Source organism: Streptococcus oralis (assembly GCF_001579175.1).
Classification (GTDB): domain Bacteria; phylum Bacillota; class Bacilli; order Lactobacillales; family Streptococcaceae; genus Streptococcus; species Streptococcus oralis_O.
The window spans coordinates 150,613-175,023 of record NZ_KQ970760.1; the positions used below are offsets into that span (position 1 = coordinate 150,613).

Genomic DNA, 24,411 nt, shown 5'->3' on the forward strand with positions numbered 1-24,411 from the left:
TTTTGGCGGACACAACGCGGTTCTTGCTTTCAAACGTTGGGAGAATAAATAATTATGAATTTAAATGAGATCAAGGACTTGATGGCTCAATTCGACCAATCAAGTTTGAGAGAATTTTCTTATAAAAACGGACAGGATGAATTGCAGTTCAGCAAGAATGAAGCAAGAATAGTTTCTGAAGCACCAACTCCAGTTCCTTCAGCGCCAGCTGCAGTGGTTGCTAGTCCAGCGGTTTCAGCTCCTTCGACTCCAGTAGAGAGTCCAGTAGCAGAAGCACCAGCACCAGCTGAATCGACGGTTGCCTCAGAGGGAGATGTTGTTGAAAGCCCACTTGTTGGGGTTGCTTACTTGGCTGCTGGACCAGATAAACCTGCCTTTGTGACGGTTGGTGAAAGTGTCAAGAAAGGTCAGACTTTGGTGATCATCGAAGCCATGAAAGTCATGAATGAGATTCCTGCGCCTAAGGATGGCGTGGTAACAGAGATTCTCGTTTCAAATGAAGAAATGGTTGAGTTTGGTAAAGGATTGGTACGTATCAAATGATTGATATTCAAGGAATTAAAGAAGCTCTACCCCATCGCTACCCTATGCTCCTAGTGGACCGTGTCTTGGAAGTGAGTGAAGATACTATTGTTGCCATTAAAAATGTCACGATAAACGAACCTTTCTTTAATGGTCATTTTCCTCAATATCCAGTTATGCCAGGTGTTCTTATCATGGAAGCTTTGGCACAGACTGCGGGTGTCTTGGAATTGTCTAAGCCTGAAAACAAAGGGAAATTGGTCTTCTACGCTGGCATGGACAAGGTCAAGTTTAAGAAGCAAGTTGTACCAGGTGATCAATTAGTCATGAAGGCTACTTTTGTCAAACGTCGTGGTACGATTGCCGTGGTTGAAGCAAAGGCTGAAGTAGATGGCAAGCTTGCAGCGAGTGGTACTCTTACCTTTGCAATTGGAAACTAAGGAGGTTCTCCATGTTTCGTAAAATTTTGATTGCCAATCGTGGTGAGATTGCGGTTCGCATTATTCGAGCTGCGCGTGAATTGGGCATTGCGACCGTAGCAGTTTATTCAACTGCTGATAAGGAAGCTCTTCACACACTCCTAGCGGATGAAGCTATCTGTATCGGACCTGGTAAGGCGACAGAGTCTTATCTTAATATCAATGCAATTTTGTCTGCTGCAGTCTTAACAGAGGCAGAAGCCATCCATCCAGGTTTTGGATTTCTTAGCGAAAACTCCAAGTTTGCCACGATGTGTGATGAAGTGGGGATTAAGTTTATCGGCCCTTCTGGGGCTGTGATGGATACCATGGGTGATAAGATCAATGCGCGTGAGCAAATGATCAAGGCTGGAGTTCCTGTTATCCCTGGCTCTGATGGTGAAGTTCATACGGCTGAAGAGGCCCTTGCAGTTGCAGAAAGAATTGGCTACCCAGTCATGCTTAAGGCATCGGCAGGTGGTGGTGGAAAAGGGATTCGTAAGGTTGAAAAGGCGGAAGACTTGGTCGCAGCTTTTGAGACAGCATCCAGTGAAGCTAAGGCCAATTTTGGAAATGGCGCTATGTATCTTGAACGTGTGATTTATCCAGCTCGTCATATCGAGGTCCAAATCCTTGCTGACCAAGAGGGACACGTCATCCACCTAGGAGAACGGGATTGTTCTCTTCAACGAAATAACCAAAAGGTCTTAGAAGAAAGCCCATCTATTGCGATTGGCAAAACCCTTCGTAATGAAATTGGTTCTGCGGCCGTTCGTGCAGCGGAGTCTGTTGGTTATGAAAATGCAGGGACGATTGAATTTCTGCTCGATGAAGCCAGTGGCAATTTCTACTTCATGGAAATGAATACTCGTGTGCAAGTTGAACACCCAGTCACAGAGTTTGTTTCAGGTGTTGATATCGTGAAGGAACAGATTCGCATTGCTGCCGGGCAACCTTTACCTTTCAAACAAGAAGACATTGTCCTGCGAGGTCACGCTATCGAGTGCCGGATCAATGCGGAAAATCCAGCATTTAACTTTGCTCCAAGCCCAGGGAAAATCACCAACCTCTACCTTCCAAGTGGAGGAGTTGGATTGCGTGTAGACTCTGCAGTCTATCCAGGTTATACCATTCCTCCTTACTATGATAGTATGATTGCCAAAATCATTGTTCATGGGGAGAATCGTTTTGACGCTCTTATGAAGATGCAACGGGCACTTTATGAGCTTGAGATTGAAGGAGTACAAACCAATGCGGATTTCCAGCTGGATCTAATTTCAGACCGTCGGGTTATCGCTGGGGACTACGATACTTCCTTCCTGATGGAAACTTTCTTGCCACATTACCAAGAAAAAGAATAGACTTTCAAAGAGTATGAGAACTAAAAGGGGGATTTATGGCTCTATTTAGTAAAAAGGATAAGTATATTCGGATCAATCCTAATCGATCCGTAAGGCAGGCACCACAAGCCAAGCCGGAGGTGCCTGATGAACTCTTCTCCAAGTGTCCTGGATGTAAACACACCATTTATCAAAAGGATCTTGGGAGTGAGCGCATTTGTCCCCATTGTAGCTATACTTTTCGTATTTCAGCCCAAGAGCGCTTGGCTCTGACAGTTGATTCTGATAGCTTTGTGGAGATGTTTACGGGTATTAAAACTCAAGATCCATTAAACTTTCCTGGCTACCAGAAAAAACTGGCTAGCATGCGTGAAAAAACAGGACTGGATGAAGCTGTCCTGACTGGTACAGCTAGCATCAAGGGGCGAAAAGTTGCCCTTGGGATCATGGATTCTAACTTTATCATGGCGTCGATGGGAACCGTTGTGGGTGAAAAAATCACGCGCTTGTTTGAATATTCGACAGTTGAAAAGTTGCCAGTCGTACTCTTCACAGCTTCTGGTGGAGCCCGCATGCAAGAAGGAATCATGAGCTTGATGCAGATGGCTAAGATTTCTGCGGCAGTTCAACGTCATTCCAAGGCAGGACTTTTTTACCTGACTATTTTGACGGATCCGACAACAGGCGGAGTGACAGCTTCTTTTGCTATGGAAGGTGACATTATCCTAGCAGAGCCCCAGAGTTTAGTTGGTTTTGCAGGGCGTCGTGTTATCGAAAATACAGTTCGTGAGACCTTGCCGGATGATTTCCAAAAGGCAGAATTTTTGCTTGAACATGGATTTGTGGATGCAATTGTCAAACGGAGAGAATTGCCAGATACAATTGCTAAATTAGTGAGATTGCATGGAGGAAGTCGCGGATGAATATTGCAAAAATAGTCAGAGAGGCACGCGAGCAGAGTCGCTTGACCGCACTTGATTTTGCCAATGGAATCTTTGATGAGTTTATCGAATTGCATGGAGACCGCTCTTTTCGTGATGATGGTGCGGTCATCGGTGGGATTGGCTGGTTAGGTGACCAAGCAGTCACAGTCGTCGGAATCCAAAAGGGAAAAAGTCTTCATGACAACCTCAAACGGAACTTTGGGCAACCCCATCCAGAAGGCTATCGCAAGGCTCTTCGCTTGATGAAACAGGCAGAAAAATTTGGTCGTCCAGTTGTAACCTTCATCAACACTGCTGGAGCTTACCCAGGTGTTGGAGCTGAGGAACGTGGACAAGGGGAAGCAATCGCTCGAAACCTGATGGAAATGAGCGACCTCAAGGTACCGATTATTGCCATTATCATCGGTGAGGGTGGCTCTGGTGGAGCCCTCGCTCTCGCTGTTGCTGACCGTGTCTGGATGTTGGAAAACTCCATCTATGCCGTACTCAGTCCAGAAGGCTTTGCCTCTATCCTGTGGAAGGATGGGAGTCGTGCCATGGAGGCAGCAGAGCTGATGAAAATCACCTCTCATGAACTCCTAGAGATGGGAGTCGTGGACAAGGTCATCTCAGAAGCAGGGCTATCAGGTAAAGAGTTAGTGGCTCGTGTTAAAAAGGAGCTAAGCACAGAGCTAGAGCGATTGAAAGCTCTGCCTCTTGACCAGCTCATCGAGGAACGCTATCAACGTTTTAGAAAATATTAAGCATGAAAAGCTAGGACGTCTTGTTCTAGCTCTTTTTAGTGCAGTTTAAGTGTAAAGAATGACAGTTCAGGAACGATTGTCTTATTAGATAGAAAATAAGGTAAAATGAATAGGCAAGCTTACAAACATCTATTTTTAAGGAGGTACTTGCAATGACAGGTACGGAACAGTTTGCAGTTCTTTCAACAGAAGAGTTGAATCAAGTTTCAGGTGGTGCTATGCTTTGGTTGGTTGATGATAGACATTGGACTTCCCCTCATGCATATAGTTTGGCGACAGAGTGGAGTACAATACTGACTCATGCGACTAGACGTGCTTATGGTATTAGCTATTGATAAATTAAAGGAATGAGTATGAAAAAACTAGGGCATTTGGGGTTATATAGTCTGTTATTATTCTTAGGAATTTATGTAGTAGAGCTAGGAGCCGTCTCAATAGCTAAGTTTTTAAGATGGGGAATGGATGGTTATGCTGTTATCTTATCAGTAGAAATGACAGCTATACTCCTTTTATTTATTTGGTGGTTAAAAAAGAAGGAGATGCTCTTTATCTTTGATAAAAAAGGGTGGTATTGGTCGATTATCTTGTGTCTCGTCCTCTCTTACTTTGTTCGGCAATTTTTGAACGATTTTCAGGATGCTTTTCAGATGCGATACAATCACTTGATAGACCATAAATATCTCTTTCAACAGACTCGGTCCGTTCTGTATTCAAATGGGCAACCAACTTTTTTATTCACTGCTCTATTTTTTATCATGAGTGTTATCATCGGACCTATACTCGAGGAAACGATTGAAAGAGGCTATTTTATGAACACCTTCTTTCCTAAGTCAAGGTATTACCTAGATGTCTTCTTATCAGCTTTTATCTTTGCTTTGAGTCATATGGTATTCTCTCGTCAAGATCTGTTTAGTTTCTGCTATTATAGTTTATTAGGTCTCTTTTTTGCTCTTGTCTACCGTTGGACAAAAGATCTAAAAACTACAATCCTGTGCCATAGTTTTTTCAACTTTCTCATCTATGCAAAACCCATCTGGATTTTTGTTTACAATTATGTCTATTACAACTTTTTCAGATAGTAGTAAAATATAAGAGTGTTTGACGCTAGTCAAGCACTTTTTCGCTTATTTCAGTTTCCTTTGGGATTGATGAACTGGACAGTCTATAAATACTTTTCAAACGTAGTATCACTATTGATTGATAATAAGTAGATTAAAAGAGTGCAGATATTGCTTATGATGAGTCAAAACTTTTAAAAACCTAAACAAAAATTGTACTCCTCTTATTTCAATTCAATAGATTATAACTGAATTTCTCTCTGTAAAAGTTGCACTCAAGAATCTATGCAACGGATGGAACAAAATAGAGAAACAAGAAAAGCCACTCGTAGGAGTGACTTAAAATAAATCAGCATGTGAGCCAGTCCGAGAGGCAACCAAGACTAGTTTTCCTTTGTCGATTGTATAGACTAATAACCAGTCAGGTTCAATGTGACACTCTCGAAATCCGATGTAATTCCCAGTTAGTGCGTGATCACGATAGTTAGCATCTAAAGTTTTACCTTGTTGTAGCTGAGTCAAGACCGTATGAAGTTTTTGAAGATTGAGTCCACGTTTTTTCATACGCTTGAGATCTTTCTTAAACTGTGTAGTGGTGATGAGATCCAACATATCATTCACCATCTAGGTCATTAAACAAGTCGTCAATGGAAGTGTAGGACTGTGCTTGAACTTTTCCAGCTAAGATGTCACGGGCCTCTTGCATGGCAAGTTCGGTTTGCCTATTGTAACGTGGTTGTTTAATTTGGAAAGGAAAGCCCCCCTCCATGATGGCTGTATTCAAGAAGATGTTAATGGCATCTGTCACGGTGATACCGAAGCTAGAGAATAGTGCTTCGGCTTGTGCCTTTGTACTTGGTTCAATGCGTAAGTTAATATTTGCTGTTTTAGCCATAAAAATTCCTCCATTTGGATCTGTTGCTATTATTGTATCGCAAATGTGAAACAATCGCAACACAAAACAAGAGCTAGGAGGATAAAAATCTCTGAAAACCAATAAAAACAGACTGACCGCAGACTTTCCTGTACAAAAACTACTTTTCAAAATGTTCGTGATAATGGCAAGAGATGAAATAAATGGTGGAGCCAGACAAGCACGAGCAGGAAAAAGGACAGTCCGCAATAGAAAAAGTGCAAAAGGACAAAAAGATGGATAAAACTAGGTACTGATGAAATCATGAATACCTTCCTCCCAAGGAAGCTAGTTTTTGCCCAACCTCTTTCTGATGCTTAACTTATCATTTTGAGACATTTTTATTAAATTTTTACAAGAAAATCAAAAGGAAAGGTGGTGACTTTTGAGGATGCTTTTGATATGCTAGTATAGAAATGAGTAAAGAAAGAAGCAAGCTATGAGAAAAGAAAATAAGAAATATACGATTTATGATATTGCGAAACGTTCTGGCTATTCTCCAAAGACGGTCTCACGTGTCATCAACGGTGGTGAAAAGGTGAAGGCAGAAACCTTCCATGCGATAAAAAAAGTCATGGAAGAATTGTCTTATACTCCCAATGCTTATGCGCAAAATCTGAGCCAAAAAAATACAACCAATATTTTGATTTCGGTAAAGAAAAAGGAAAAGTTTCCCCTTATATGGTTTCAAACCCTCTTGGATCAAGTATTGATTGCCTCTAAGGAGTATGGTGTCAATACAGTCGTTGAGTACTTTGATGAAAATGATAGCATTAGTGATTCGATTATATCCAATGCAGGGAGCTTGATTGATGGGGTGATTCTTTTTTATGAAGTCGCAAATGATATCCGAATTGACTATTTAAAACAAAACAATGTACCTTTTATCATTTTTGGGAAATCACAAGATGAGCAAGTCCCTTATGTCTCAAATAACGATTTTCAAGCCCTATTTGATATGACAGAAAAGATAGAGGCAGAAAACTGTCAGACCATGTGGATGCTGATGGGAGGACGCTCTTTGGTAAACAAGGAGCGGGAGCGAGGTGTCAGAGAGTATTTGCTCAAAAATACAAGCGACATCAAATTGGAAGTTTTTTATGACCTCGCTACGATCCAATCGATTTATGAATTTTCAGTCAAGAAATTTGAAAACGAGCTTTTACCAGATATCATCTTTGTGTCAGGAGATGAAAAAGTGCAAGGTGTGATAAGGGCTTGCTATGAAAAAAATATTAAGATACCAGAAGATGTTGCAATAGTTGGGTTTGATAATATTCCTATCTCACAGTATTACACACCTGCTTTGACAACGATCGCACCAGATTATATGGGCTTGGCAAAAGAAATGATAGAGGGACTACTGGGGCTAATCAAAGGAGTTTCCTTTGAATCTAAGGAGATTGAGACAAGGTTTATCAGGAGAAAGAGTTTTTAAGATGACTTAGCGTGAGCTAAGTTTTTTTGCTTTTCCTTTGTGGGGAATTTTTTTAAAAAATAATTTGTGTAAGCGCTTGACAAAAAAATGAATACGTTTTATAATGGATTTGTACTAGAAATGACACCGGTGTCATTTTGAGGTTATATACAAAGCTAAAAAAGGAGGTTAAAGAGAATTGAAGGATTTAACCAAAATAAAATTTAAAGAAAATGGAGATTTTAATCATTTCCCGGGAAATACGGTGGTATCGAATCTATATGAAAATGAGAAGTTGATGGAGGTTGTTGAGTTAATTCAAACAGAATTTCGTGACTTGCCTTTTATCAATAAATTCACCTTAACTCCACCGGATTCTATTCACATGACGGTGATGGAGTTGCTCTGTCATGACAATCGTGAAAAAGATTTTTGGTCAAAAGATTTGGCTTTAGATATACCACTTGAAGAAGCCAATCGTTACTTTTATGAACAATTAACGGATTTTCCATTAGTTGATGAAAAAATAGTCATGAGACCTGTTGAGATGGGCAGGATAAAATCTTCTTGGAACCTGCCAATTCCGAGTCTAGTCAGAGATTAAAAGAAATCCGAGACTATATCGCAGAAAAGACAGGAGTTCGGTTTGCAAATCATAACAGTTACCAATTCCATATTTCTATTGGCTATGTGAGAGAGCCTTTGACAGAGGTTGAAAAGCAGCTATTTGATGGTGTACGAGCTCGTCTAACTCAGTTATTACTCGAAAAACTTCCTCTTATTTCGATTGAACGTATTGAGTTTACAGTCTTTGAAGACATGAGAAAATTCGTACCTTATTTACCAAAAGAAAAATAGGTGTGTTTCTGAATGACTAATGCGCTATTCATTCAGATTAGAAAGAAAGATGCATGAAAGATTTAACAAAGTTAAAATTCAAAGAAAATGGGGATTTTAATTATTTTCCCGGCAACACAGTTGTCGCAAATCTCTATACAAAACCTGAATTGATGGAAGTCATTGATATCGTTCAGTCACGTCATCTAGAATTACCATTCATTGATAAATTCACTCTGACTCCTAGAGGATCTATTCACATGACAGTCATTGAGTTACTTTGTCATGAAAATCGAGAACCAGAGTTTTGGAGTAGTCACTTAGCTCTAGACACACCTTTGCAAGAAATTCACGACTACTTTGCAAAAGAGTTGGATATTTTCCCATTGCTGAACGAAGAGATTCGCATGAGAGTGGTAGGTATGGGGAGACAGAATATTCTAGTTGAACCAGCTGATGAGGCCTCTGCCAAGCGCTTAGAAGAAATTCGGACCTATGTTTCTGAAAAAGCAGGCGTCCGTTTCCCAAATCATGACACTTACCAATTCCATATTTCTATTGGCTATCTTCGTATTCCATTGACTGAGGAAGAAGAGGCAGAGTTTACAAAAGTAAGAGCAGAGTTAACTGAAATCTTGCTCGAAAAAATTCCAGTGATTACAGTCAATCGCATTGACTATACCGTATTTGAAGATATGAGACAGTTTGTACCATATCATGAAAAAAACTAAAAAAGAAAACAAATAAAGGAGAACTTATCATGAAAAAAATGAAAGTTTGGTCAACATTACTTGCTACTGGTGTAGCGCTCACTACTTTGGCCGCTTGCTCTGGTGGCTCAGGTGGTTCAACACCGGCTGCCTCATCTGAAGAAAAAGCAGATAAAAGCCAAGAGTTGGTTATCTACTCTAACTCAGTCTCAAATGGTCGTGGCGAATGGCTAACAGAGAAGGCGAAAGAGGCTGGATTCAACATCAAAATGGTAGAAGTTCCAGGAGGCTCCCTAGCAGATCGCATCATTGCAGAAAAGAATAACTCTGTAGCGGATATGGTTTATGGGATTAATGCAGTTGATTCTAATAAAATTCGTGACCAAAAATTACTTGTGCAGTATCAGCCAAAATGGCTAGATAAGATTGATAAATCTTTGGCAGATAAAGACGGCTATTATAATCCTGTTATTGTTCAGCCATTAGTCTTGATCGGAAATCCAGGTGTTGATAAAATGCCAACTGACTGGACCAAGCTTGGTAGTGAGTATAAGGGGAAATACGCAATTTTTGCCTTGACAGGTGGAACTTCTCGCTCTATCCTAGCAAGTATTCTTGTTCGTTATCTTGATGATAATGGAGAATTAGGTGTATCAGCAGAAGGTTGGAAAGCGGTTCAAGAGTATGTAACCAATGCTTATACATTGAAGCAAGGAGAAAATACTATTGTCAAAATGATGGACAAAGCAGATGAAACACAATATGGTATGATGTGGGGATCAGGTGCTTTGTTAGGACAAAAAGAGCACAATGTTGAGTTTAAAGTAATGACACCAGAAGTTGGTGTTCCATTTGTAACAGAACAAACCATGATTTTGAATACCAGCAAAAAGCAAGCGCTAGCGAAAGAATTTATTGATTGGTTTGGTCAAGCAGATGTTCAGACAGAATATAGTGAAAAATTTGGTTCAATCCCTGCTAACCAAGACGCTGTAAAAGAATTGCCAGAAGCAACTAAGAAATTCTTGGAACAAGTGAAACCACAAGATATCGACTGGGATGTTGTTGGCAAACACTTGGACGAGTGGGTAGAAAAAACAGAATTAGAATATGTTCAATAATTGTTAGAAGCAAGAACCGTTCAAAGGAAAAGCAAGAATTTTCAGTTAAGAAAACAAAAGATCTTGCTTTCCTTTTTTATAAAGAAAGAGAAAGAAAATGATTAAATTTGACAACATTCAAATCAAATATGGTGATTTTATTGCCATTGATAACCTGAATCTGGATATCCATGAAGGAGAGTTCTTCACTTTCTTAGGGCCTTCTGGGTGTGGGAAGTCGACAACACTTCGTGCCTTGGTTGGTTTTCTAAACCCTTCTGGAGGGAAGATAGAGGTTAATGGGACAGATGTAACCAACTTAGAACCAGAAAAACGTGGTATCGGAATCGTCTTTCAATCTTATGCGCTCTTTCCAACCATGACGGTGTTTGACAATATCGCTTTTGGACTAAAAGTGAAAAAGGTTGCACCAGATGTCATCAAAGCAAAAGTAGCAGCAGTTGCAGATAAGATCAAAATCTCAGATGCCCAACTTCAAAGAAATGTGTCAGAGCTATCTGGCGGTCAACAACAACGGGTTGCCTTGGCTCGTGCCTTAGTACTCGAACCAAAGATTTTGTGTTTGGATGAACCCTTGTCAAACTTGGATGCTAAGTTGCGGGTAGATTTGCGTAAAGAATTGAAACGACTTCAAAAAGAGTTGGGAATTACCACACTTTATGTCACTCACGACCAAGAAGAAGCTCTTACCTTGTCAGATCGCATTGCTGTCTTTAACAATGGCTATATCGAGCAAGTGGGAACACCTGTGGAAATCTACCATCAATCTCAAACAGAGTTTGTCTGTGATTTCATTGGAGATATCAATGTTTTAAGTGAAGAAACAGTAGCAACTATCCTCTCACAAAATCCAGGACTTGCTTTGCAAGAGAAAAAAGGCTATATTCGCCTTGAAAAAATCCGTTTTGAAAAAGAGTCAGCAGATGATTTTATCTTGAAAGGCACCATTGTGGATACAGAGTTTTCTGGAGTCACCATGCGTTATACACTCAAGCTAGAGGGTGGTCAGATTGTCAATGTGACACGGATTGATAGTGAAGCAGCTATGAAACAGGTAGATGAAGTCGTTGACCTCTACATCAACCCAGCAGATGTTCTACAATTTTAAGGAGGAGCATGATGCGTCAAAAATTAAATTGGAAAGATTGGCTTATTCGTTTAGGCTTAATCTGGTTTTTAATCACATTTATTGTTTATCCCAATATTGATTTGGTAGTTGGTGTGTTTGTAAAAGGAGGAGAATTTTCTTTAGACGCCATTCGTCGGATTCTTTCTTCTCAACGTGCTATGCAGAGTATCATCAATAGCTTTATACTGGCCTTTTCGCTTGTTATTACAGTAAATGTAGTCGGTGTTTTATGCGTTTTGTTCACAGAGTATTTTGATATCAAAGGGGCTAAAATCCTAAAACTAGGCTATATGACTTCCTTGATCTATGGTGGTGTGGTTCTTGCGACAGGCTACAAGTTTGTCTATGGTCCTTATGGGATGGTAACAAAAGTCTTGCAAAGTCTCATACCAAGTTTAGATCCAAACTGGTTTGTGGGATATGGAGCAGTTCTGTTTATCATGACTTTTGCTGGGACGGCTAACCATACCTTGTTTTTAACCAACACCATCCGTAGTGTCGACTATCATACGATTGAAGCTGCACGAAATATGGGAGCAAAACCGTTTACAGTCTTTAGAAAAGTGGTTTTGCCAACCCTAACTCCAACATTATTTGCCCTTACCATTATGACTTTCTTGATGGGGTTATCAGCAGTTGCTGCGCCATTGATTGTTGGAGGCAAGGGATTCCAGACCATCAACCCCATGATCATCACCTTTGCAGGTATGGGAAATTCACGTGATTTGGCAGCTCTTCTTGCGATTATCTTAGGGATTGCGACAACAATCTTGTTGGTTGTGATGAATAAGATTGAAAAGGGTGGAAACTATATCTCTGTCTCAAAAACAAAAGCACCCCTCAAGAAACAGAAAATCCATTCCAAACCTTGGAATATCTTGGCTCATATTGTAGCCTATGCCTTGTTTTTGGTTTATATGTTGCCGATTACCTTTATTGTACTTTATTCGTTCACCAATCCGTTAGCGATTCAGACAGGGGAATTATCTCTTGCTAACTTTACTTTGGACAATTACAAGCTTTTCTTCAGCAATAGCGCAGCCTTTTCACCATTCTTGGTCAGCTTTATCTATTCTGCTATTGCTGCGACAGTTGCCACAGTATTAGCGATTGTCTTTGCTCGTGTAGTGAGAAAAAGAAAAGCTAAATTGGACTCTTTGTTTGAATATGGGGCGCTTCTTCCTTGGCTCCTCCCAAGTACCTTACTTGCTGTCAGCTTGATGTTCACCTTTAATCAACCACAATTTTTGGTGCTAAATCAAATATTGGTTGGAACATTAGTTATCTTGTTGATTGCTTATATTGTTGTCAAAATCCCATTTTCTTACCGTATGGTGCGTGCCATCCTCTTTAGTGTGGATGATGAGATGGAAGACGCTGCTCGCAGTATGGGTGCATCGCCATTCTATACCATGATGAAAGTTATCATTCCTTTTATCTTACCGGTGGTATTATCTGTTATTGCCCTCAACTTTAACTCGCTACTGACGGATTTTGATTTATCTGTTTTCTTATACCATCCATTAGCGCAACCATTGGGGATTATGATTAAATCAGCTGGTGAAGAGACAGCTACATCAGATACGCAAGCCCTAGTCTTTGTTTATACCGTTATTCTGATGATTATCTCAGGTCTTGTCCTATACTTCACTCAACGTCCGACGGCTAAAAAGAGGAAGGCATAATGGGTTTATCCAGCCTAGAAATTGCATTTCGCATCATCCTTTCCCTTGTGGTTGGGACCTTACTAGGGCTTGAGAGAGGAGCGAAAGCTCAACCAGCAGGGATTCGGACACATAGTATTGTTTGTATGGCAGCCTGCCTGATCATGATGACCAATGAGTTTGTCTCCTATAAGTTTGGAACGGGAGATCCGACGCGTCTCGGAGCGCAAGTGATTTCAGGAGTCGGTTTCCTAGGTGCCGGGACCATTTTGATAACAGATAAGAAAAAAATAACAGGACTCACAACTGCAGCAGGTATCTGGGCTTCAGCAGGTCTTGGGTTGGCGATTGGAGTGGGTTTTTATGAGGGAGCTATCCTAGTAGCCTTGGCGACTTGGGCTGTGATTACAGCTTTCCAACCTTTAAAAAGTTACTTACAAAAACGCTCAAAAGTCATCGAATTGTACATAGTCGTTAAAAATACAGAAGCCTATAACCGAGTCTTGGTCTATTGTGCAGAGAACGGCATTCGGATGACCGACTCTAGGACAGCTTTTGGCGATGTCAATTCCGATCGCATTGAGTATTTTGAAGTACCGGATAAAAGGATTGCCTCTTTTATCACCTTGGAGCTAGCAGGACGATTTGAACATCTTCGCTTGATGGAGGAGCTGGCCAATATAGCAGGAGTCATTTATGTAGAAGAGGTTTAGCAGAAAATGGACAAAAACATCAAACAGATTATTTTTGATATGGGAAATGTCTTGATCGAGTGGGATGCGAAAAAGATCATCGCAGCTATTGAGAGTGATCCGAAGCGACAAGAAACCTTGTTTCAGACCATTATGGAGTCTGGGATTTGGGAACAGCAAGACAGTGGAGAGTTGGCTATCGAGCGTGCCTCTCGTTTGGTGAAAGACCAACTAGATGAAAGTTATGAGCCAGCGATTGACAAGGTATTTTACAGATGGTTTGACTATGTCAAGGTCAATACCCAACTGCAAGACTATGCGATTAGGCTAAAGCATCAAGGCTATGCCCTTTATATCTTATCCAATACATCTGAGATTTACTACCAGCTTGTCAAAGAAGGAAAACTCCCTATTGCTCAAGTCCTGAGTGGCAAGGTTCTATCATTTGAAGAAAATCGAATGAAACCAGATCCCAAGATTTTCAGACTCTTGTGTGAGCGATATGGTCTAGATGCTAAGGCTTGCCTGTATGTGGATGACTTGCAGCAAAATGTCCTCGTGGCACAGTCGCTGGGCATGAGTGTGTTACAATGCCATGATTTCCCACAAGTCCTAGAGGATTTGCAGTTGATGTTGAAAAGGAAAGGATTCTTTCATTCCTAGACATACTAGCAGTAAATTACTATTTCTCCTAAAGAAAAAGTGCTTGAATGTTCAAGCACTTTTCTTATATTTCATTGCCTTCTGTTACAAACTGACTGAGTAGTCCGTTGATAAAACGGGCTGACTTTTGGTCTGAGAAGTTCTTAGCAAGCTCAATGGCTTCATTGACAGCAACGAGCTGAGGAGTGTCAAATGAAGTGATTTCAAAAACTCCCAAGCGGAGAAGGTTTCTTTCGACGAGCGTCAAGCGCTCAATGGTCCACCCTGTTTTTAGATGCTGTGTGATTTGCTTGTCAAGCTCTTCTTTTTTTGTTTGGACACCAGTAACCAAGTCTGTCAAAAAAGCTGGTAGTGGCACATCTGTCTCTTCACGATCGTGTGTGTAGGCGAAACGACAGGCCGTTTCGATATCCGTATCGTACTCCAGGCTCATCAGAGCTTGAAAGGCGCATTTACGGAGCTCTCGTCTAGATTCTAATAGTGGACTAGTCATTGAGGAAGTCCTCATCAAATAGATCTTTCAAGTCTGGTTTTGGTGTTTTATCTGGCACGATACCGGCAACGTGGATATTGATCGCAGCGAGCTCGACATCAGCCATATTGCGGACAGCATCTTTGACAGCTTTTTGGATAGCCATAGCTACTTTAGGGACTTTTACCCCATACTCAAGGTAGAGGTAGATGTCAGCTGTTAGTTCTTCGTCATTATTTTTTAGATAAACACCACGACCGAGAGAAAGTTTTGAGAGGGTATCGGATACGGATTTATTTGAAAAAGAGTGAACTCCTTCAACTTTAGCTGTTGCGATGGCGATGATTTTTTCAAGTACACGTGGGGCGATAACGATTTCGCCGAGTTGTTCTTCAATTCCCATAGAATGACCTCTTTCTAGAGATTAGGCACGAGAAACGTAAGTTCCTTCGGCAGTGTTGATGACGAGTTTTTGACCTGCTTCGATGAAGTCTGGGACGTTTACGACTAGTCCAGTTTCCAGAGTTGCTGGTTTACCAGAACCTGTAACAGTAGCACCCTTGATAGATGGTTGAGTCTCCGCAACTGTCAATTCAACAGTAGTAGGAACCGTAACACCGATCACTTCTGTTCCGTAGAATTGGATCTTCACATCTGAGTTTTCAAGGATGTAAAGCAATTCGTTTTCGACATTGACGACAGGGATTTCGTATTGGTCGTACGTTTCTGTATTCATGAAGTAAGCTGTGTCATCCATTTTGTACAAGTATTGAGCTGGGACAGTCTCGATGATGGCTTGCTCAAATTTTTCCTCTGGACGGTAGCTTGTGTCAAATGTAGATCCAGTACGGACATCACGCAATTTCATACGCATGATGGTGTTTCCTTTACCTGGTTTGTGGTGGCTAGCTTCCAAAACGCGGATCAATTTTCCATCAGCTGTTTCAAATGTCATACCAGCCTTTAATTTACTTGCTTCAATCATGTTTTTACCTCTTTAATAAAATAATTTACTCTTTATTGTACCATAAAAGAGAGGATTTCTCAAATATCAGAATGAGTCAATTAGTTGACAGGTACGATATTTCCATCTTCGTCCTTGGTTACGAGAACGTATTTTCCATCAACTTCGATATAAAAATTCTTGCTTGTGGCTTGAGGTTGAGCTTGTTTGCTGAGTTCGCCACCGAGAGTTTGTCCGAGATTCATTCCCATGAATAGATTCATTCCATTGCCTCCGCCTTCATTGTTGGCAGCAGCGACGAGAGCTTCGTTACGAGCACGACGTTCTTCGATTTCAATCGTGTTGTACTTCATCGCAACGAGCTCGCTGTCTAGTTTGCGGACGATAGCGAGACTTTCTGGGTCGTAGCTCAGGTCTTCGAGCAAGATATGGGTCGCTTCAATCCCGTAAAGCCCTGTCCAAACCTTATTGACCTCTTGTTTAGCCAGTTCGTTAAAGGTTTCTTGGTTGGCATTGAGGCTATAGATATCTACTTTATTTTCGTTGGTATAGTTCGCAATGGCAATGGCGATTTTTGGTGCGATGTTTTGGCGGAGTGTTCCTTGAGCCACGTCTTGGAGAGTAAATGCTTGCCCATCAGTGATTTGCCTGCTAACAGAACTTATGTAGAAGAGAACGGGGTCGCTTATCTTTATGTCAAACAAACCGTAGAAGCGGATATTGAGTAATTGTTGGTAGCGTTCGCTGAAATATTCAACTGCATTTTGTGTTCCAAACTTATTGCCTGCGATGGGTTGCATGCGGATAAAGATTATTTCCTGTTGGGTGATGACTTGACCACCGAAAGAGAAACGGTTTTTAAAGTTTTCCCAAGTCCCCTTAAAGCCCCCTTTATCAAGGAGCCAAGCGTTATCGCCAGCTTGCCATTCGTGGCTACCCGCTTCTAAGACATCACCGAGGAAGGTACCATTGTTTACCAAAATAGCGGTATAGCCTTGGGGTACAATGACCACACTGCCATCTGTTAGGAGGCCAGTGTTTTGATTGCTGTGGCGGGAACGTCCGTCGGGATCCTTGGTGAGTAATTGTCCCTTGACTGCTAGGGCATTACTAGAGACATTGTCCGGAAGAACAACTGCTTCCTTGAATTTACTATCGTGAAAACTATTGAGGCCTGCTGATAAGGCTGCACGTATAAATCCCATAATTCCTCCTAATTATAAAGCTCGTCTTCATCCACAACATCATAGGTATCGAGTACCCATTGGTTTGGACTGCGAGAGAGATTGGCACCACAGTAGTCGCACTCGCTAACCGCAGAGATTTTCAATGGTGCGCCACAGTTTGGACAGTGGTCGCTCACAACTTGGTCTGGATTGACTGCTTGTGTTTGGCTACCGTGTTGACGGATAAAGTTCAATTGATATACGGTGAAGAGATCTTTTTTAGGATCTCCTTCAAGGACACGGCGAGTCTCATCGTCAATGACATAGTCCCGCAAGGTAGACGATAGGATTACGACTAAGGTATCGTTTCCGTCAGGATTTTCAATGAACTCCTTGATGCGAACATTTTCGATACAAACTTTCTCTAAAACATTGGTTGTCTTAGCTCGGATGTGATCTTCTAATTGCGTGCTGTGCTGTGAATAGAGACTAGTACTTTCTAAAGCTCGGACAGAGTTCCAATTTTTCTCAGTCCAGGCAACCTGCAATTTAAGGTAGACTTCCTTAACCCAAGAAATGAAGGCATCAGCGTCAAAGTTTGGATCCCCATATTTTACACGACTAATGGCCAAAGTGTTATGTTCAATTCGTCGGTGGATTGGTTGATAGTTGGTATTACTGTGGCTTGTGCTTGAATTATTTGCTTTATTTTTTAAGGATTCAACGATAACAACTAAAACAATGGCACCCACAAATATTACCATAAATCCTAGATAGGGTGAGCTATCAGAACTACTAGAGGATGACCCGTATCCAGAGCGGTAGTAGTGATAAGATGAGCCACCAGAGCGACTTCCTCCTCCACTTGAACGACTACTACTTCTGGAGCTACTGCGACTGCTGCTACCACTTCTAGAATGTCCGACACCCGCATCAACGATTTGAGGCACGGATAGAAAAACAAGTAATAAACAGGTCATTAAAAGAGCGTAAAACTTTTTCATGTGTCTCCTAACTATATGATTGAAAAGGTAGTTTCTCTCTTGCTGAGTAGACTACTGGGTGACTAGTAGCGAATTACTCACTGTCTTTCAACTTCGCCAATTCTTGTGCAAGTAGTTTAAGGGCAACTTGTGGGTTGGCTTGGCCTTTGGTTGCCTTCATAAGGAATCCTGTGAAGGCCTTGTCTGCGTTTCGTTTGCCTGACTTGAAGTCGGCAACAGCAGCTTCGTTATCAGCAAAGACTTGGTGGATAATTGGAATCAAGATAGCTGGATCTGAGATCTGGACCATACCTGCTTTTTCCACGTATTCACGCGCGCCACCGCCATTTTTAGCCAGATGAACAAAGACTTTTTTGGCAATCTTAGAAGAGATAGTACCATCTTCGATGATGGCAATCATTTCTACTAAGTTTTCTGGTGTTAATTCGATTTGTTCTAGTGTTTTGCCTTCGGCGTTCAAGAACTGAGCGACTTCACCTTGGAGCCAGTTTGAGACTTGTTTGGCATCACCACCGAGGGCAACAGCTTTCTCAAAGAAGTCAGAAGTGACTTTGTTTGCCGTCAACTGGCTAGCGTCATAGTCTGACAAGCCAAGGTCAGATACGTAGCGCGCACGGCGTTCTTTTGGAAATTCTGGCAACTCAGTCCGCATTTCCTCAATCCACTCATCAGAGATTTCAAAGAGGGGTAGGTCTGGTTCTGGGAAGTAGCGGTAGTCTGCAGCACCTTCTTTGACACGCATGAGGATGGTTGCCTTGTTAGCTTCATCGTAACGGCGAGTTTCTTGTCGAATTTGACCACCTGAGCGAAGGATTTCAGCTTGACGTTGGACTTCGTATTCAAGACCCTTGCGAACATTTGAGAAGGAGTTGAGGTTTTTCAACTCAGTCTTGGTACCGAATTTTTCTTGACCATAAGGACGAAGAGAGATATTGGCATCCACACGCATGGAACCTTCTTCCATCTTAACGTCAGAAATGCCAGCGTACTGGATGACTTCCTTGAGGGCTGTCAGATAAGCGTAGGCTTCTTCAGGAGAACGCATGTCAGCTTCAGATACAATCTCAATCAATGGTACCCCTTGGCGGTTGAGGTCTACATAGGAGTAGCCATCTGTACCGTGGGTGTTTTTACCAGCGTCTTCTTCTAGGTGAGCACGTTCGATACCGATTTTCTTGGTCGTACCGTCTTCTAGCTCCACTTCAATCCATCCATTATAACCGATAGGTTCATCAAACTGAGAAATTTGGTAGGCTTTGGGGTTGTCGGGATAGAAGTAGTTCTTGCGGTCAAAGTGCATCTTTTTGTGGATGTCCATATTGAGGGCAAGAGCAGCCTTGATACCGGCATCGACAACACCTTTATTGAGAACTGGCAGAACTCCTGGGAAAGACCAGTCAATCACGTTAGTGTTGGCATTTTGGTCATTTCCGAAGTGGGCAGATGTAGGTGAGAAGATTTTTGAATTGGTGTTGAGCTCTACGTGGACTTCAAGTCCAATGACTGTTTCAAAGTTCATTAGTTATCACCTCCAAAAATCACGGGTTGTTGTTTGTGGTAGTCTGTTGTTGCTTCAAAGGCAGCAGCAGCTTGGTAAATGGTTTCTTCTGAGTATTTAGGACCGATCAATTGGAGTCCGACAGGGAGACCTTGAGCAAATCCAGCAGGAATCGAAATTCCTGGGAGACCTGCCAAGTTGACAGGAATTGTCAAAAGGTCAGCCAAGTACATGGCAACTGGGTCGTGGTTGAGTGAGTCCAAATCATAAGCAACACTTGGAGCAGTTGGTCCCAAAATCAAGTCATAATCCGCAAAGACTTTTTCGAAATCTTGGATGATGAGGGTACGGACTTGTCCAGCCTTCTTGTAGTAGGCATCGTAGTAACCTGATGATAGACTGAAAGTACCCAGCATGATACGGCGTTTAACCTCTTCACCGAAACCTTGGCTACGGCTGTTTACATAGATTTCATCAAGGTTGGTCGCATCCTCTGCACGATAGCCGTAACGGATACCGTCAAAACGTTGCAAGTTTGAGGATGCTTCTGATGAAGCAATGATGTAGTAAACCGCAACTCCGTATTTAGAGTGTGGAAGGCTAACTTCTTCGACGATAGCACCTAGCTTTTCAAAGTGCTTGGCTGCCTTGATAATGGTTTCTTTAACTTCTGGGTCAATTCCTTCACCGAGGTATTCCTTAGGCAAAGCAATTTTCATGCCCTTGATGTCTTGCCCAATTTTTGAAGTAAAGTCGGCAATGCGGACAGGAGCAGAAGTCGAGTCTTTGGCATCTTCGCTGGCAATAGCATTGAGCAAGAGAGCATTTTCCTTAACAGTTGGTGCAAAAGGCCCGATTTGGTCTAGAGAGCTACCAAAGGCAATGAGACCGAAACGAGAAACTGTTCCGTAGGTAGGTTTGAGACCAACGATTCCGTTGAAGGCAGCAGGTTGGCGGATGGAACCACCAGTATCAGAACCAAGCGACAAGCGGACTTGCCCTGACGCTACAGCTGCAGCAGAACCACTTGATGAACCACCAGGAACCTTGCTGTGGTCCCAAGCATTTTTAGTGGCACCGTAATAAGAGGTCTCACCAGAACCACCCATGGCAAACTCGTCCATGTTGGTCTTTCCGACGACAATCATCCCCTTGGCTTTTGCATTGGCAACGGCTGTCGCATCAAAGATAGGCTCGTAGTTGTAGAGCATTTTTGAGGCAGCGGTTGTGAGGATACCGTCAGTAGAGATATTATCCTTAACTGCCAGTGGAATTCCTGAAAGAACATTGTCTACGTCAATTCCAGCTTCATCAATGGCTTTAGCTTGAGCAAGAGCCTGCTCCTCAGCGATGGTGACAAATGAATTGAGGGCTTCCTCGCGAGACTTGATATCTTCAAGTGTTGCTTGGGTCAATTCAGTTGCTGAAATCTCCTTAGAGACAAGGAGATTGTGTAACTCTTCAATGGTTTTATGATTAAAAGTCATTAGGCATCTCCTCCATCATCTAGGATAGCTGGCACCTTGATATAGTAGTTATCTTTTTCAGGTACATTTTTAAACAAGCGGTCACGGTCTGTTCCTTCTTCGGCCACATCAGGTCGGAGTACGGTCTTACGGTCAGCCATGGTCGTAGTAGGTGCGACACCAGTTGTGTCGACTTCGCCCAGCAATTCAACCATATCAACAATTTTAGACAAGGTTGTCGCAAAGGCAGCAGTTTCTTCTTCAGAGAATCTTAATTTTGAAAGATTGGCAACGTGTGTTACCTCTTCTTGCGTAATTTTCATCTTGCATCCTTTCGTGAAATGATGATTTTTAGTCTGTTCTATTTTACCATATTTTCCTATAAATAAGAGAGTCAAACTGAAAAGAAATAGAAATTGAAAAATCGTTTTTAATTCGCTATAATAGTTAAACTAGAGAATAGAAAAAATAAGAGTTAGAATAGAAACATGTTCCATCAATTTATCACTAGATCTCAAACGGTTCCTCCTCCCATTTCACTCTTTTGGTATGGGATTATGATGCTCCTATTGGTGCTTTGTATTTATGGGGCGCTTGCTTATCACAAAAATCCCAAATTCGTCCGCTTGTTTAAGGGGATTCAGATCCTCCAGTTACTAGCCCTATATAGCTGGTATGTTGGCTTTGGGATTCCATTTTCTAATAGCCTTCCATTTTACCATTGCCGTTTGGCTATGTTTGCGGTGGTTTTCTTGCCAGATAAATGGCGGAGCAAGCAATATTTCGCCCTCTTAGGAGCAAGTGGAGCGGTCTTTGCCTTGATTTACCCGGTTTTTGACCCCTATGATTTCCCCCATATTACCAGTTTTTCATTTTTGATTGGGCACTATGCTCTTCTAGTGAATTCCTTGGTTTACTTGATGAATCACTATGATAAGACCTTGCTTAAGAAATATATGATTGTAGCCTATACCTTTATCCTCAATCTCTTTCTAGTTGGGGTTAATCAGGTGACTGGTGGAAATTATGGTCTCTTAAACAAGACACCTTTTATTCCAGATGCTCCCTTGTGGCTAAAATACCTTCTTGTGTCCGTCATCCTTTCGCTGGCTCTGGTTCTTTTTGATATCTTGTTCAAGAAACGGTGGCAAAAGAGAACTCGGGCGCAATCTGTGCTCTAGCTTGTCTTTTCATTGGATGAGCAATTGAAAAACTCCCCAAAATCCGATATAATGAAGAGTTGAAAGGAATGGTAAAATCCAATGTAAACATCATTCTTAGCTACTGAAACAACTAAAAATAGAAAATCAAAGAAAGAGAACTTATGACTATTCAAGAAGAAATTAAGAAACGCCGTACCTTTGCCATCATCTCCCACCCGGACGCGGGGAAAACAACCATCACTGAGCAGTTGCTCTACTTTGGGGGCGAGATTCGTGAGGCTGGTACTGTAAAAGGGAAGAAAACAGGGACTTTTGCCAAGTCTGACTGGATGGATATCGAGAAACAACGTGGGATTTCGGTCACTTCATCTGTGATGCAATTTGACTACGACGGCAAACGAGTCAACATCCTTGACACCCCAGGGCACGAGGACTTCTCAGAAGATACTTATCGTACCTTGATGGCGGTGGATGCTGCAGTCATGGTCGTGGATTCTGCCAAGGGTATCGAGGCCCAAACCAAGAAATTGTTTGAGGTTGTCAAGCACCGTGGCATTCCAGTCTTTACCTTTATGAACAAGCTGGACCGTGACGGTCGTGAGCCACTGGACCTCTTGCAAGAACTAGAAGAAGTCTTGGGTATTGCTAGCTATCCCATGAACTGGCCCATCGGGATGGGGAAAGCCTTTGAAGGCTTGTATGACCTCTATAACCAACGCTTGGAACTCTATAAAGGGGATGAGCGTTTTGCCAGTCTAGAAGATGGGGACCAGCTCTTTGGCAACAACCCATTCTACGAGCAAGTCAAAGAGGATATTGAACTTTTGAATGAAGCTGGAAATGAGTTTTCAGAGGAAGCTATTCTTGCAGGTGATTTGACTCCGGTATTCTTTGGGTCAGCCCTCACTAACTTTGGGGTGCAGACCTTCCTTGAGACTTTCCTTAAGTTTGCTCCAGAACCACATGGTCACAAGAAAACAGATGGCGAAATTGTCGATCCTTACGATAAGGATTTCTCAGGATTTGTCTTTAAAATCCAAGCCAACATGGACCCTCGTCACCGTGACCGCATCGCCTTTGTCCGTATCGTTTCGGGTGAATTTGAGCGTGGGATGAGTGTCAATCTCCCTCGTACTGGTAAGGGTGCTAAACTGTCTAATGTTACCCAGTTTATGGCGGAAAGTCGTGAGAATGTAACCAATGCCGTGGCTGGAGATATCATCGGAGTTTACGATACGGGTACCTATCAGGTTGGAGATACCTTGACCGTTGGCAAAAACAAGTTTGAGTTTGAACCACTGCCAACCTTTACACCTGAGATTTTCATGAAAGTTTCTGCTAAGAATGTCATGAAACAAAAATCCTTCCACAAGGGGATTGAACAATTGGTGCAAGAGGGTGCCATTCAGCTTTATAAGAATTACCAAACAGGCGAGTATATGCTGGGCGCTGTCGGACAACTCCAGTTTGAAGTCTTCAAGCACCGTATGGAAGGTGAGTACAACGCTGAAGTTGTCATGACTCCAATGGGTAAAAAGACCGTTCGCTGGATCAAGCCAGAGGACCTAGACGAACGCATGTCTTCTAGCCGCAATATCTTGGCCAAAGACCGCTTCGACCAACCTGTCTTCCTCTTTGAAAATGACTTTGCCCTCCGCTGGTTTGCGGATAAGTATCCAGACGTAGAGTTGGAAGAAAAGATGTAAATCGCCAAAGTTACTTGATTGTGTAACAATCTAAGTAACTAACGCCAAGTTTCTATGGAACTTGGCTAGGCGCTCCACTAGTAAAGTTTTACGAATATTATCGATTCGTAAAACTTTACGTCGTAACGGGTAGTGAGAGGGCTAGCAACCTGCCTTACTAACTCATCAGCGAAAATAATCGTTTTCGCCTCTTTGTGTCTACTAATCAGTATGGCATTTTACTTAAATGCTTCGTAAGAAAATCCCACGAATGGTTTCGATTCGCGGGATTTTTCTATATTTTGAATAAAAATTAATTTCTTGAGTAATTGGAATTAGTTACTCAATTTTTTAAGCATTTAGAAATGGTTAGAAAATAAATAAAATATATTAACAGAGTAAAAAATGAAGATTATATTGAAAAAAAGAATAGTTTTGAAATAAACTTATTTTTGAAATCATTTTCTTTCTTCAGAGTAAGTTATAGATATTGAATTGTAGGTATATTTGGTATATAATAAGGAGATAGTTTATATAGGTGAATAAATTCTTTTTCAGATAGAGGGAAGTAACATGTTTTTTAGACGCCAGAAGGGTGAATATAGAGAAACAGACCGTGTGACACGGTACAAATTAATCAAATCAGGGAAGCATTGGCTACGGGCCTCGACTTCCCTTTTTGGCTTATTTAAGGTGATGCGTGGAAGCGCGGATGCGAGCCAAATGAAGACAGAAATGGTTGAAAAGCAAGAAGGTCAGAAGTTGACGGGCTTGGATGTCTT

The 24,411-nt window shown here is 41.8% G+C and carries 28 protein-coding genes and 1 pseudogene; 19 read left to right on the forward strand and 10 right to left on the reverse strand.

The features are described 5' to 3' along the window. The 8 genes from SORDD24_RS11925 to SORDD24_RS05050 form a co-directional block, all read left to right on the forward strand. Positions 1–52 (forward strand): hypothetical protein (locus SORDD24_RS11925; protein ID WP_269139593.1); only part of this gene is annotated, 52 nt, incomplete at its 5' end. 2 nt (positions 53–54) lie between these two features. After that, positions 55–543: an acetyl-CoA carboxylase biotin carboxyl carrier protein gene (gene accB, locus SORDD24_RS05020; protein ID WP_061408205.1), complete on the forward strand. Its 489-nt coding sequence runs from the start codon at positions 55–57 to the stop codon at positions 541–543. Continuing rightward, a complete protein-coding gene (fabZ, locus tag SORDD24_RS05025; RefSeq protein ID WP_061408208.1) occupies positions 540–962 on the forward strand; it encodes a 3-hydroxyacyl-ACP dehydratase FabZ in 423 nt (140 codons plus the stop codon). The genes accB and fabZ overlap by 4 nt, the downstream gene beginning before the upstream one ends. 11 nt (positions 963–973) lie before the next feature. Next, positions 974–2,341 (forward strand): acetyl-CoA carboxylase biotin carboxylase subunit, encoded by a 1,368-nt coding sequence (accC, locus tag SORDD24_RS05030; RefSeq protein ID WP_061408211.1) that lies wholly within the window; start codon positions 974–976, stop codon positions 2,339–2,341. 35 nt (positions 2,342–2,376) lie between these two features. Then, positions 2,377–3,243 (forward strand): acetyl-CoA carboxylase, carboxyltransferase subunit beta, encoded by an 867-nt coding sequence (accD, locus tag SORDD24_RS05035; RefSeq protein ID WP_061408214.1) that lies wholly within the window; start codon positions 2,377–2,379, stop codon positions 3,241–3,243. Next, on the forward strand, positions 3,240–4,007 hold the full coding sequence (locus SORDD24_RS05040) for an acetyl-CoA carboxylase carboxyl transferase subunit alpha (RefSeq protein WP_061408217.1): 768 nt from the start codon (positions 3,240–3,242) through the stop codon (positions 4,005–4,007). Before accD ends, SORDD24_RS05040 begins: the two co-directional genes overlap by 4 nt. 152 nt (positions 4,008–4,159) lie before the next feature. After that, positions 4,160–4,342, forward strand: a complete 183-nt coding sequence (locus SORDD24_RS05045; protein ID WP_061408220.1) for a bacteriocin — start codon at positions 4,160–4,162, stop codon at positions 4,340–4,342. Between the two features lie 18 nt (positions 4,343–4,360). After that, positions 4,361–5,086, forward strand: a complete 726-nt coding sequence (locus SORDD24_RS05050) for a CPBP family intramembrane glutamic endopeptidase (protein WP_061408223.1) — start codon at positions 4,361–4,363, stop codon at positions 5,084–5,086. A 318-nt stretch (positions 5,087–5,404) separates the two neighbouring features. On the opposite strand, the gene SORDD24_RS05055 is transcribed toward SORDD24_RS05050, so the two are convergent. Together SORDD24_RS05055 and SORDD24_RS05060 are read right to left on the reverse strand one after the other, a co-directional pair. Continuing rightward, positions 5,405–5,677, reverse strand: coding sequence for a type II toxin-antitoxin system RelE/ParE family toxin (locus SORDD24_RS05055; protein WP_061408226.1), 273 nt, complete (start codon positions 5,675–5,677; stop codon positions 5,405–5,407). A 1-nt stretch (position 5,678) separates the two neighbouring features. Then, positions 5,679–5,960 carry a type II toxin-antitoxin system RelB/DinJ family antitoxin gene (locus SORDD24_RS05060; protein ID WP_061408229.1) on the reverse strand — a complete coding sequence of 94 codons (282 nt, stop codon included), beginning with the start codon at positions 5,958–5,960 and terminating at the stop codon, positions 5,679–5,681. Between the two features lie 457 nt (positions 5,961–6,417). Here SORDD24_RS05060 and SORDD24_RS05065 point away from each other — a divergent pair, with 457 nt between their 5' ends. The 8 genes and pseudogenes from SORDD24_RS05065 to SORDD24_RS05100 all read left to right on the forward strand — a co-directional run bounded on the left by SORDD24_RS05065 (position 6,418) and on the right by SORDD24_RS05100 (position 14,211). Beyond that, positions 6,418–7,416, forward strand: coding sequence for a LacI family DNA-binding transcriptional regulator (locus SORDD24_RS05065; RefSeq protein ID WP_061408232.1), 999 nt, complete (start codon positions 6,418–6,420; stop codon positions 7,414–7,416). Between the two features lie 178 nt (positions 7,417–7,594). Then, a pseudogene (locus SORDD24_RS05070) lies at positions 7,595–8,253 on the forward strand (DUF1868 domain-containing protein). Positions 8,254–8,306: 53 nt separating this feature from the next. Next, positions 8,307–8,963, forward strand: coding sequence for a DUF1868 domain-containing protein (locus tag SORDD24_RS05075; RefSeq protein WP_061408235.1), 657 nt, complete (start codon positions 8,307–8,309; stop codon positions 8,961–8,963). A 29-nt stretch (positions 8,964–8,992) separates the two neighbouring features. Beyond that, positions 8,993–10,063, forward strand: a complete 1,071-nt coding sequence (locus SORDD24_RS05080; RefSeq protein WP_061408236.1) for an extracellular solute-binding protein — start codon at positions 8,993–8,995, stop codon at positions 10,061–10,063. Positions 10,064–10,160: 97 nt separating this feature from the next. Further along, positions 10,161–11,171 (forward strand): ABC transporter ATP-binding protein, encoded by a 1,011-nt coding sequence (locus SORDD24_RS05085; RefSeq protein WP_061408238.1) that lies wholly within the window; start codon positions 10,161–10,163, stop codon positions 11,169–11,171. A gap of 11 nt (positions 11,172–11,182) precedes the next feature. Beyond that, positions 11,183–12,877 carry an ABC transporter permease gene (locus SORDD24_RS05090; protein ID WP_061408241.1) on the forward strand — a complete coding sequence of 565 codons (1,695 nt, stop codon included), beginning with the start codon at positions 11,183–11,185 and terminating at the stop codon, positions 12,875–12,877. Next, positions 12,877–13,569 (forward strand): MgtC/SapB family protein, encoded by a 693-nt coding sequence (locus SORDD24_RS05095; protein WP_061408243.1) that lies wholly within the window; start codon positions 12,877–12,879, stop codon positions 13,567–13,569. The genes SORDD24_RS05090 and SORDD24_RS05095 overlap by 1 nt, the downstream gene beginning before the upstream one ends. Positions 13,570–13,575: 6 nt before the next feature. Then, positions 13,576–14,211 carry an HAD family hydrolase gene (locus tag SORDD24_RS05100; RefSeq protein WP_061408246.1) on the forward strand — a complete coding sequence of 212 codons (636 nt, stop codon included), beginning with the start codon at positions 13,576–13,578 and terminating at the stop codon, positions 14,209–14,211. A gap of 64 nt (positions 14,212–14,275) precedes the next feature. Here the strand turns inward: SORDD24_RS05100 and nusB are convergent, their stop codons facing one another. The 8 genes from nusB to gatC form a co-directional block, all read right to left on the reverse strand. Continuing rightward, complete coding sequence (nusB, locus tag SORDD24_RS05105) at positions 14,276–14,704, reverse strand: transcription antitermination factor NusB (protein ID WP_061408249.1); 429 nt, start codon at positions 14,702–14,704, stop codon at positions 14,276–14,278. Then, positions 14,697–15,086 (reverse strand): Asp23/Gls24 family envelope stress response protein, encoded by a 390-nt coding sequence (locus tag SORDD24_RS05110; RefSeq protein WP_061408251.1) that lies wholly within the window; start codon positions 15,084–15,086, stop codon positions 14,697–14,699. Before SORDD24_RS05110 ends, nusB begins: the two co-directional genes overlap by 8 nt. Positions 15,087–15,107: 21 nt before the next feature. After that, positions 15,108–15,668, reverse strand: a complete 561-nt coding sequence (gene efp, locus SORDD24_RS05115; protein ID WP_061408254.1) for an elongation factor P — start codon at positions 15,666–15,668, stop codon at positions 15,108–15,110. A gap of 80 nt (positions 15,669–15,748) precedes the next feature. Beyond that, on the reverse strand, positions 15,749–16,852 hold the full coding sequence (locus SORDD24_RS05120; protein WP_061408257.1) for an SPFH domain-containing protein: 1,104 nt from the start codon (positions 16,850–16,852) through the stop codon (positions 15,749–15,751). Positions 16,853–16,860: 8 nt separating this feature from the next. Continuing rightward, positions 16,861–17,817: a zinc-ribbon domain-containing transport protein gene (locus SORDD24_RS05125; protein ID WP_061408260.1), complete on the reverse strand. Its 957-nt coding sequence runs from the start codon at positions 17,815–17,817 to the stop codon at positions 16,861–16,863. 73 nt (positions 17,818–17,890) lie between these two features. Further along, complete coding sequence (gene gatB, locus SORDD24_RS05130; RefSeq protein WP_061408263.1) at positions 17,891–19,336, reverse strand: Asp-tRNA(Asn)/Glu-tRNA(Gln) amidotransferase subunit GatB; 1,446 nt, start codon at positions 19,334–19,336, stop codon at positions 17,891–17,893. Continuing rightward, the gene (gene gatA / locus SORDD24_RS05135) at positions 19,336–20,802 is read right to left on the reverse strand and encodes an Asp-tRNA(Asn)/Glu-tRNA(Gln) amidotransferase subunit GatA (RefSeq protein WP_061408266.1); all 1,467 of its coding nucleotides are present in this window, start codon (positions 20,800–20,802) and stop codon (positions 19,336–19,338) included. The genes gatB and gatA overlap by 1 nt, the downstream gene beginning before the upstream one ends. Then, a complete protein-coding gene (gene gatC, locus SORDD24_RS05140) occupies positions 20,802–21,104 on the reverse strand; it encodes an Asp-tRNA(Asn)/Glu-tRNA(Gln) amidotransferase subunit GatC (RefSeq protein ID WP_000705419.1) in 303 nt (100 codons plus the stop codon). The genes gatA and gatC overlap by 1 nt, the downstream gene beginning before the upstream one ends. A 165-nt stretch (positions 21,105–21,269) precedes the next feature. Here gatC and SORDD24_RS05145 point away from each other — a divergent pair, with 165 nt between their 5' ends. The 3 genes from SORDD24_RS05145 to SORDD24_RS05155 all read left to right on the forward strand — a co-directional run. Next, positions 21,270–21,962: a YwaF family protein gene (locus SORDD24_RS05145; protein WP_061408269.1), complete on the forward strand. Its 693-nt coding sequence runs from the start codon at positions 21,270–21,272 to the stop codon at positions 21,960–21,962. Between the two features lie 143 nt (positions 21,963–22,105). Continuing rightward, entirely contained in the window at positions 22,106–23,650 is a 1,545-nt protein-coding gene (locus tag SORDD24_RS05150) for a peptide chain release factor 3 (RefSeq protein WP_061408272.1), read from the forward strand. A 552-nt stretch (positions 23,651–24,202) separates the two neighbouring features. Further along, on the forward strand, positions 24,203–24,411 hold a 209-nt coding region (locus SORDD24_RS05155; protein WP_155720130.1), incomplete at its 3' end, for an accessory Sec-dependent serine-rich glycoprotein adhesin.